At 73.1% G+C, this 8,784-nt stretch carries 9 protein-coding genes; 3 read left to right on the top strand and 6 right to left on the bottom strand.

Annotated features, from left to right (window positions below):
* The 3 genes from DBR36_RS12380 to DBR36_RS12370 all read right to left on the bottom strand — a co-directional run.
* Positions 1 to 516, bottom strand: a 516-nt coding sequence (locus DBR36_RS12380; RefSeq protein WP_146185349.1) for an alpha/beta hydrolase, incomplete at its 3' end; no start/stop codon positions are given.
* Between the two features lie 20 nt (positions 517 to 536).
* Positions 537 to 971 carry a hypothetical protein gene (locus tag DBR36_RS12375; protein WP_108319812.1) on the bottom strand — a complete coding sequence of 145 codons (435 nt, stop codon included), beginning with the start codon at positions 969 to 971 and terminating at the stop codon, positions 537 to 539.
* Positions 968 to 2,389, bottom strand: a complete 1,422-nt coding sequence (locus DBR36_RS12370; protein ID WP_108319802.1) for an FAD-dependent oxidoreductase — start codon at positions 2,387 to 2,389, stop codon at positions 968 to 970. Before DBR36_RS12370 ends, DBR36_RS12375 begins: the two co-directional genes overlap by 4 nt.
* Positions 2,390 to 2,445: 56 nt before the next feature.
* Between DBR36_RS12370 and DBR36_RS12365 the strand changes: the two genes are divergently transcribed.
* From DBR36_RS12365 to DBR36_RS12355, 3 genes are all read left to right on the top strand, one after another.
* Positions 2,446 to 3,081 (top strand): TetR/AcrR family transcriptional regulator, encoded by a 636-nt coding sequence (locus DBR36_RS12365; RefSeq protein WP_108319800.1) that lies wholly within the window; start codon positions 2,446 to 2,448, stop codon positions 3,079 to 3,081.
* Between the two features lie 142 nt (positions 3,082 to 3,223).
* Positions 3,224 to 4,294 (top strand): alpha/beta hydrolase, encoded by a 1,071-nt coding sequence (locus DBR36_RS12360; protein ID WP_108319798.1) that lies wholly within the window; start codon positions 3,224 to 3,226, stop codon positions 4,292 to 4,294.
* Entirely contained in the window at positions 4,291 to 5,568 is a 1,278-nt protein-coding gene (locus DBR36_RS12355; RefSeq protein ID WP_181373583.1) for an MFS transporter, read from the top strand. Before DBR36_RS12360 ends, DBR36_RS12355 begins: the two co-directional genes overlap by 4 nt.
* Before the next feature lie 19 nt (positions 5,569 to 5,587).
* On the opposite strand, the gene DBR36_RS12350 is transcribed toward DBR36_RS12355, so the two are convergent.
* Genes DBR36_RS12350 through DBR36_RS12340 form a run of 3 tightly spaced genes read right to left on the bottom strand, consistent with a single transcriptional unit; the run spans position 5,588 to position 8,635 of the window.
* Complete coding sequence (locus tag DBR36_RS12350; protein ID WP_108319796.1) at positions 5,588 to 7,045, bottom strand: aldehyde dehydrogenase family protein; 1,458 nt, start codon at positions 7,043 to 7,045, stop codon at positions 5,588 to 5,590.
* Positions 7,046 to 7,055: 10 nt separating this feature from the next.
* Positions 7,056 to 7,709, bottom strand: a complete 654-nt coding sequence (locus tag DBR36_RS12345; RefSeq protein WP_219927654.1) for a class II aldolase/adducin family protein — start codon at positions 7,707 to 7,709, stop codon at positions 7,056 to 7,058.
* Positions 7,706 to 8,635 carry a carbohydrate kinase family protein gene (locus tag DBR36_RS12340; RefSeq protein ID WP_108319794.1) on the bottom strand — a complete coding sequence of 310 codons (930 nt, stop codon included), beginning with the start codon at positions 8,633 to 8,635 and terminating at the stop codon, positions 7,706 to 7,708. The genes DBR36_RS12345 and DBR36_RS12340 overlap by 4 nt, the downstream gene beginning before the upstream one ends.
* Between the last annotated feature and the right edge of the window lie 149 nt (positions 8,636 to 8,784).

Below are 8,784 nucleotides of genomic sequence, written 5' to 3'. Positions count from 1 at the left end.
ATCCAACCACGGGGACAGGAGCACCAGCGCGTCGGGACGACGCCGCGCCCGCAGCGCGAGACCCACCGCGACGGTTCCCCCCGCCGAGTCGCCCGCCACGAGCAGTCGGGACACCCCCCGGCGCGCGGCCAGCCGTTCGTACTGCGCGTCGACGGCGGCGAGGGTTTCGCCGGCACCGTGCTCGGGGGCCAGCGGATAGCAGACCACCGTGACGGCCGCCCCGGTCGCGCGGGCGAGGCGCTCGATGATCCACCAGTGCTCGGGGACGAGGGGGTTCACCAGGCCTCCCCCGGGCAGGTACAGCAGCTCGAGCCCCGGCGTCCGCCGAGCGGGCTCGTAGCGGAAGACGGGCCGCCCGCCCTCGTGCGTCACCGTCACCCGGCCGCGGCGACGCAGACGCGCGGGAGGGACGGCCGCACGGCGATCGGGATCGAGGGTGGCGAGATAGTCCTCGCGCCCGAGCGCGCGGCGGATCGGGCGGGCGTTGAGCCACATCGCCGCCGTTGTGAGCCTCATCGAGAGCGACACCGGCGCTCTCAGCTTCCGGATGCCATGTCGCCCAGCGCGTTTGTGGTGACCAGCCGCACGACGGCGGGAAGGCCGGCCGCGATCTTGCGCCCCACGAGCAGACCGAAGACCGCCGAGAGCGGACCCGCGATCTCGACCCCGTGCGTGACCGAGAGGCCGTTCGCGGTCTTCACCATGCGGTGCGGGAAGGACAGGGTCGCTCCGGGAAGACCGATGCGGAAGTCCATCGCCACCCCGGGCTGCAGGTCGGTGAAGGTGAACCGCTGGGCCGGGGCACCGTGATTGACCACGCGCCCCTTCTCGCCGACGCGTGGCGGTGTCGAGAAGACCGCCTCGCGCAGGTCGGGGTCGTCGATCACCCAGTCCTCGGGCGTGGTCCACCTCTTCCACACCGCGTCAGCCGTCGCGGTCGTGAGGTGCGTGTAGCTACGGCGCCAGGTCATCGGGCGACTCCCGTCTGTTCGTCATCGGTCGTGGGGACGGCGAGCAGGGCTTGCGCCTGCAGCGCGGCGCGCTCCCCGGCGCGCACGGCGCCATCCATGAAGCCGGTCCACCGCTTCGCGGTCTCGGTGCCGGCCCAGAGCACGCGGCCCACCGGCTCCGCCAGCGCCGAGGCGTAGGGGACGACCGCCCCCGGCCCGGGCACGGCGGTCGGCCCGCCCGCGACCCAGGGCTCGGCCCCCCAGCGCTGATCGATGTAGCCGGTGGCGTCAAGAGCCTTCGGTCCGTACAGGTCGGCGAACGACGACAGCACGCGGGCGCGGCGTTCCGCCGGGGGCAGGTCGTCCCACTCGCGGGCGTACACCCCGCCCACGAAGCCCAGCAGCACGCCGGGCGCATCCGATCCCGCGGGGCCGGCGTCGAAGGTGATGAAGACCGGACCGGTGTCGGACAGGCCCTGGCCGGAGAGGTCGCGATCTCGCCAGAACGGGCGGTCGTAGACCGCGTAGGCCTTGGACAGCACTCCGGCCGGCCAGCGCTGCGCCATCTGGGTGTGCGCGGGAGGTAGGGCGGGCGCGAAGGCGATCCGGCTGCGCAGGGACGGCGGCACGGCGACGACGACCGCGCGCGCACTGACGCTCTCGTGTTCGGTGTCCACGCGCACCCGGTCGGCCGTCGCGTCGACCCGACGCACCGGCGCCCGCAGGCGCAGCGCGTCGCCCAGCCCGGCGGCGAGCCGACGCGCGATCTCGTACGATCCCTCGACGAAGTGCTCCTCTTGGGCGCCCCCGGCGGTGTCGAGCATGGACGACAGCCCGCCCGCCTGATGGATGTAGTGCAGCGCGTGCAGGAACGAGATCTCGTCGGGCTCGCACCCCCAGGTGGTGCGCCCCGCGATGGCGATGAGGTCGCGGGCGGCGGATGACGCGTGCGACCGGCGCAGCCACGACCCGAGGCTCTCGGCATCCCACTGCGCGGCCTGGCCGGCGGCGGCGGGTCGACCGCACGGAACGGTGCGAGCCAGCCGGTCGAGCGTGAGCTGGATGCGGGCGACGTCGACGATGCTCGCACCCACCGGCGGCACCGTGCCGCGGTACCGCCGATGCTGACCACGCCACCGGATGACGTTCTGCCCGGCGGTGTAGGTGGCGAAACGCGTCACCCCCACCTCGTCGGCGAGGGCGAGCACGCGGTCCTGGCCGGGCCCGACGAACGTGCCGCCGAGGTCGACGTGGACCCCTGTCACCTCGGCGGAGGACACGCGTCCGCCGACGCGGTCGTCGGCCTCGAACACGGCGACGCGCGCCCCGAACTGACGCAGGCGATGGGCGGCGGTGAGACCCGAGAGGCCGGCGCCGACGACGACCACGTCGACGTCGGGGGCGGACGACTCGGCCACGGTCGAGGGGGAGGCGGTCATAGGCTTGCTCCGTTTCTGGTGCGACAGCGGCCGGCGGGGCCGGCGAGGAGGACAGCGTGAGCGAGACGTCGACCCGATCGATGCGGGCGCGCGGGCGCGCGCGGCGGGAACTGCTGCTGGATGCGACGATCGCGATCATCGCCGAGGGGGGCATCGCCGCCGTCACCCATCGGTCGGTGGCCGCCGCGGCCGGTGTTCCGCACTCGTCGACGACCTACTTCTTCGACTCCCTCGACGACATGATCGGAGAAGCGGTCGCGCACGCGATGGCGGCCGAGATGGAGCGCCTCGAGCAGTTCCGTGCGGTTCTCGAGACCAGCGGCAACCACCCCGGGGCGGCGATCGACGAGTTCGTCGAGATCGTGCGGACGCAGTCGCAGGAGCACACGGTCGCGCAGTTCGAGATCTACCTGTTCGCCTCGCGGCATCCGGCCCTGCGGGTGCACGTGGAGCGCATCCTCGACGAGACCCGGTCTCTCGCCGCGGCCGTGCTGCGCACCAACGGCGTGGCCGACCCCCGCGCCGCGGCCGCGGTGGTCGCGTTGATCGACGGTTTCGCCCTGCATCGCATCGCCCGTTCCGAAGAGGTCCAGTTCCAGTCGCTGGCGCACGCCCTGCGCGCCGCGATGGTGGGGTTCGTGACGCTCGCCGCGACGTCGTCGCTGGGCGAGACGGACGCGTCCCCCGCCTAAGTGGGACAAACGTACTGTTTTCTCCGGCTCATTTCGACCGGATCCCGTCATTTCACAATTTCGTCACAGAAAACAGTACGTCTGTGCAATAAAGTGAGCCCACAGTCGATCCCGCCGTAGTGATCGACAGAAGGGTTCCGCGATGATCCGTCCCCGCCTCCACGACCATGCGCTCCGGTGGGGGGCACGCGCCCTCGGCTCGACGCCCTCCGTCGTCCTGCGCGCCGTCAACGGCCGCCCGGTCGTCGTCGACGGATGCACTCTGCACCCCGCGGTGCAGGCCTCGCTGCGCGTCATGAACGACGCACCGGGCGCGCGATTCGAGCTGCTCCCGGTCGAGGCCGCCCGCGAGCACATCGAGCGCGAGGCGTGGACCTTCGCCAGCACCCTGCGCCTCGCGCAGCGCGACGACATCGTCATCCCCACGCGCTCCGGGTCCGTCCCCGGGCGCGTGTACCGCGCTCGCACCTACGGCGCGGCATCCGGGACCGTCGTCTACTTCCACGGGGGCGGATGGGTGCTCGGATCCGTCGACAGCGCGGATGCCACCTGCCGCACGCTCGCCGACAGCTCGGGCCTGACCGTGGTGTCGGTGGGGTATCGCCTGGCCCCCGAGGACCCGTTCCCCGCGGGCCTCGAGGACGGCGTCGACGCGTTCCGCTGGGTACGCGACAACGCCGCGCGCTTCGGTTCCCGCGCGTCGACCGTCGGCGTCGGCGGCGAGAGCGCCGGCGGCAACATGGCGGCGGTCGTGTCGGCCGTGACGCGCGCGGACGCCGAGGGCTCGCCCGCGTTCCAGATCCTGTTCTGCCCGGTCACCGATCTGTCGCGCAAGCACCGGTCGTACGAGCTCTTCGCCGACGGCTTCTTCCTCACCGAGGCGCAGATGGACTGGTACGCCGCGCACTACCTCGGCGACTCCGGTCGACGCGACGATCCGCTCGTGTCCCCCCTCCTCGCCGACGACGTGTCGGGACTCGCCCCCGCCTACGTCGCCGTATCGGGCTTCGACGTGCTGCGCGACGAGGGGGTGGCGTACGCGCGCAGGCTCGAGGCGGCGGGCGTGCCCACGACCCTCGTGACCCACGCCGACCAGATCCACGGGTTCTTCAACGCGTGCGGCGCCCTCCGCGGCGCGCGCACGGCGGTGGCGGATGCCGGTCGCTGGGCCCTCGCCACCCTCGCCGCCGCACCGGCGGGCGACGCGCGGTGATCGCCGACACCCCGCTCGGATCGTCGGCTGCCTACGCCGAGCCCACGCGCCCCGTCCGCGCCGGATGGATCGCCGCGTTCGCCGGGGTCTGGCTGGGCTTGTGGATGGCCCAGCTCGTGCCCGTCCAAGTGCTCCTTCCCCTGCAGATCGCCGCCCAGCACGCGAGCGACGACTGGCTCGTCTCGCTCGTCACCTACGGGCTGGTCAGCGCGGTCGCCGGGACGTTCGTCGTCATCGCCTACCCGATCGTGGGCGCCCTGAGCGATCGCACCCGCTCCCGCTTCGGCCGACGACGCCCGTGGATCCTCGGCGGGGTCGTCCTCGCCTCGACCGGGCTGGCCCTGCTCGGCGTGCAGACCGCGACCCTCGGCACCGTCGCGATGTGGACGGCCGTCATGATCGGCTTCTGCATGGCATCCGCCGCCCTGACCGCGGTGATGGCCGACACGGTGCCCGCGGGGCAGCGCGGCCTGGTGTCGGGATGGATCTCCGCGCCCAACGCCCTCGGCATCCTGCTGGGGATCGTGCTGGTGACCGCCGTGTTCACCACCACGCCCTCGGGTTACCTCGCGCTCGCGGTGTGCGCGCTCGTGCTGGCGGTGCCGTTCGTGCTGGTCCTGCGCGATGCCCCCCTGACGGACGCCGAGGCCGCCCTGCTCGAACCGCTGACCCCGCGCACGATCCTCACGTCGATCTGGGTCGACCCGCGTCGTCACCCCGATTTCGCGTGGACGGTCGCGAGCCGCGTCCTCATCAACCTCGGCAACGCCATCGCGACGACGATGCTGCTGTACTTCTTCACCTTCGCGCTGAGAGTGGCCGATCCGACCGGCTTCCTCGTCTTCACGACGGTCATCTACATGGCGGTGACGATCGTGGCATCCGTCGCCCTCGGAAAACTCAGCGACGTCGTCGGTCGCCGCCGGGTGTTCGTCTTCGCGTCGGGCTCGGCGCAGGCGGCCGCCGCTCTGCTGCTCGCGATCGCCCCGTCGGAGTCGGCCGCGGTGGTCGGAGCCGTGCTGCTCGGCCTGGGACAGGGTTGCTTCTTCGCCGTCGATCAGGCACTGGCCACGCAGGTGCTGCCCTCGGCCGAGACGCGGGGCAAGGACGTGGGGATCATGAACATCGCCCTCGCCGGCCCCCAGGCCTTCGGTCCGCTGCTGGGAGCGGGCGCGGTGGTGCTGTTCGGCGGGTTCCCCGGGCTCTTCCTCGCCAGCGGCCTCGCGGGACTGCTCGGCTCGGTCGTGATCATGCGCGTGCGCTCGGTGCGGTGATCGTCGCCGCGGCGCGCGCTCAGCGGTAGAGCAGCCGGATGAGGCGATCGACCAGGCGGTCGGTGGCGGCCGACCGCCGCATCGTCGTGAGCGTGAGCAGCCGGAAGCGCTGACGCGTGAGCGCCTGGGGATACGCGAACTCGCGTAGTCCGTCGGCGCCGTGGATGCGCCCGAAACCCGAGTCCCCCACCCCGCCGAAGGGGAGCGCGGGAACGGCGGCGAAGGCGATCACCGCGTTGATCGCGATCATCCCGCCGCGCAGCCGCAGCGCGAGATCGCGGCCGCGCCGCTTCGAGAAGACCGCCCCCGACAGGCCGTAGCGCACGGCGTTGGCCTTCTCGACGGCCTCGTCCATGGATGCCACGCGATTGACCACGAGCGTGGGACCGAAGGTCTCGTCGCGCACGGCGGAGGACCGCTCGTCGACGTCCGTGAGCAGCACGGGCTGCAGCGTGGACCCGTCCGCGGGCACCGGGCCGACCCTGAGGACCGCGCCTCGCGCGAGCGCGTCGGCGACGTGCGAGCGGACCACGTCGGCCTGTCGCGGCATGGTGAGGGGACCGAGCCGAGCCGCCTCGTCGGCTCCGGCGCGCAGTTCCGCCGTGCGTTCGGCCACCGCCGCGACGAAGCGGTCGTAGATCGCCGTGTGCGCGTAGACGCGCTCGATGCCGATGCAGGTCTGACCCGCGTTCGAGTACGCCCCCCAGACCGCCGCCTCGGCGGCCGCGTCGAGATCGGCGTCCTCGTCGACGAGCAGGGCGTCCTTGCCGCCGGCCTCGATGACGACGGGGGTGAGAGTCTCGGCGCACGCGGCCATGACGGCCTTGCCCGTCGCCGTCGATCCGGTGAAGGCGATCTTGCCGACACCGGCGCGGCAGAGGGCGGCCCCGGTCTCGCCGAAGCCGGTCACCACCGAGAACGCGTCGGCCGGGCCGCCCGCGCGCACGAAGGCGCGCTGCAGCCACGCGCCGACGCCGGGGGTGTACTCGCTCGGTTTGAACACCACGGCGTTGCCCGCGGCGAGCGCGTAGGCCAGCGACCCCATGGGGGTGAAGACGGGGTAGTTCCACGGCCCGATCACCCCGACGACGCCGTAGGGCACGTAGCCCAGGCTCGAGGTCTGGTTGAGCATGAGCACGCCCGAGGCGACGCGCCGCCGCCGCAGCGTCCGTCGGGCGTGCGCCGCCGACCACGACAGATGGTCGAGGGCGAGCAGGATCTCGAGCCGCGCGTCGCCGCGCGGCTTGCCCGTCTCGGCTCGGACCGTGTCGATGAGGCCGTCGAGGTCGGCGACGATCGCGCGCCGCCAGGCGTGCAGCACGCGCTTCCTCCCCGAGAAGCCCAGGCCCCGCCAGACCGGGGCGGCCGCGCGGGCGCGAGTGACCGCGGCGGCGACCTCATCGGCTCCGTGCACCGGGTGCGTGCCGACGACTCGACCGTCGAGGGGACTGACCGAGGTGAACGTCGTGGTCGTCATGGCATCCATCTCATACCCCGTGCGTGCGGCCGTACCCCGTCGCGACCGCGGTGGCGATCACGGATGCCTGCTGCGATGCGCTGAGCTCGGCGGGTTGCCCGGCTCCGCGAGCCCGCAGGTAGATGTCGCAGGCCCACTCGAGCACGGTCGTGTTGGACGTCGCCTCGGCGAGATCGCGACCGGTCGTCACCGCGCCGTGATGAGCGAGGATGACGGCGTTCGCCCCGGCCAGCGCGCGTCCGGCGTCGGCGGCGAGCTCGGCGGAGCCGAACACCGAGAACGGCACGACGTCGATCTCGCCGCCGAGCGCGAGCTGCTGATAGTGCACGCACGGCAGTCGGTCCGAGACGAGCGAGAGGGCGACCGCGGCGGGGGCGTGCGTGTGCACGACCGCCCCCACGGCCTCGTCGGCGTACGCCGCCCGATGCAGCCCGAGCTCGGAGCTGGGGGCGAGGTCGCCCGCGACGATCCGGCCGTCGTCGCCGACGATCACGACGTCGTCGACCCCGGCCTCGGCGAACACGATCCCGGTCGCGGTGATGGCGATGCCGCCCGCGACGCGGACGCTCACGTTGCCGGCCGTTCCCTTGACCAGGCCCTGCGCGGCGAGCGCACGGCACGCGCGCGCGATGTCGGCGCGCGGGTCGGCGTCGGGCCGCGTCACGGGGCCACCGTGCCGAGCAGCGCGTCGATGGAGGCGGCGTCGTACCGGCCGTGGGCGGTGCCGACGCCGGACACGACCTGCGCGGCGACGGCGGAACCGAAGCGGGCCGCGGCGATCGCGTCCTCGCCGCGCAGCCGGGCGAAGACGAACCCCGCCGAGAAGGCGTCGCCGCCTCCGCTGGTGTCGACGGGTTCGGCCGGGACGATGGGAACGCGTTCGACCGCGCCGTCCTCGACGACGACGATGTCGCGCCCCCCGTCGGTCACGGCGACGATCCTCGCGCCCGCCGCGTGCAGCGCGCGGGCGGCCGCGGGCAGGTCCGTCTGTCCGGTCCAGCCCAGGGCCTGCTCGGCGTTGGGCAGGACGTAGTCGGCGTGCGGCAGCAGCGGCTCGATGAGCCCGTAGAAGGCCGGGTCGCCGCCGATGAGGAAGTCGAGAGAGGTCGTCGCGCCGTGGCGATGGGCGTACTCGAGGATCTCGACGACGTTCTCCGGTCCGAGCAGTTCGGGCGCGCCGACGTGAACGTGCTCGGCGGCGGCGAGCGCCTGCCACGGCACGGTGTCCGCGGCGAGCGCGTTCGCGCCCACGACGTGCAGGGCCGGACGCGAGCCGTCGGAGCGGATGGGCAGGACGGATGCCGAGGTCGGCAGGTCGCCGGTGACCAGGTGCGCGACGTCGACGCCGGCGTCGCGCAGCAGACCGGTCAGCACCCGTCCGGCGACGTCGTCGCCCACGGCCCCACTGGTCGTGACGCGGGCTCCCAGCTTGCTCAGCACCAGGGCGGTGCCCCCGGCGGGGCCGGCGGCGGACAGGACGATCTCGTCGACCAGGAGCGAGCCCTGTCCCTCGGGGATCGCGTCGACAGGGTGCACGATCGTGTCGAGCACATGGGCTCCGAGCGTGACGATCTCAGGGGCGGCGTTCATCGTCGAACCTCCGGGTCGGGCGACGCGAGAAGTCGCGTCACGAAGTGGCACATTTGTACCACTTTCTGCACCGCGCGACAACGTCAGGCCCGCGCGCGCCCCCCGCGACCGATCAGCACGCCACCCCACGCCGCCGCCGTCCCCACGAC

Source organism: Microbacterium sp. HMWF026, assembly GCF_003061325.1.
Classification (GTDB): Bacteria; Actinomycetota; Actinomycetes; order Actinomycetales; family Microbacteriaceae; genus Microbacterium; species Microbacterium testaceum_E.
The sequence above is the reverse complement of the archived record's forward strand: the minus strand, read 5'-3'. Positions and strand labels throughout refer to the sequence as shown.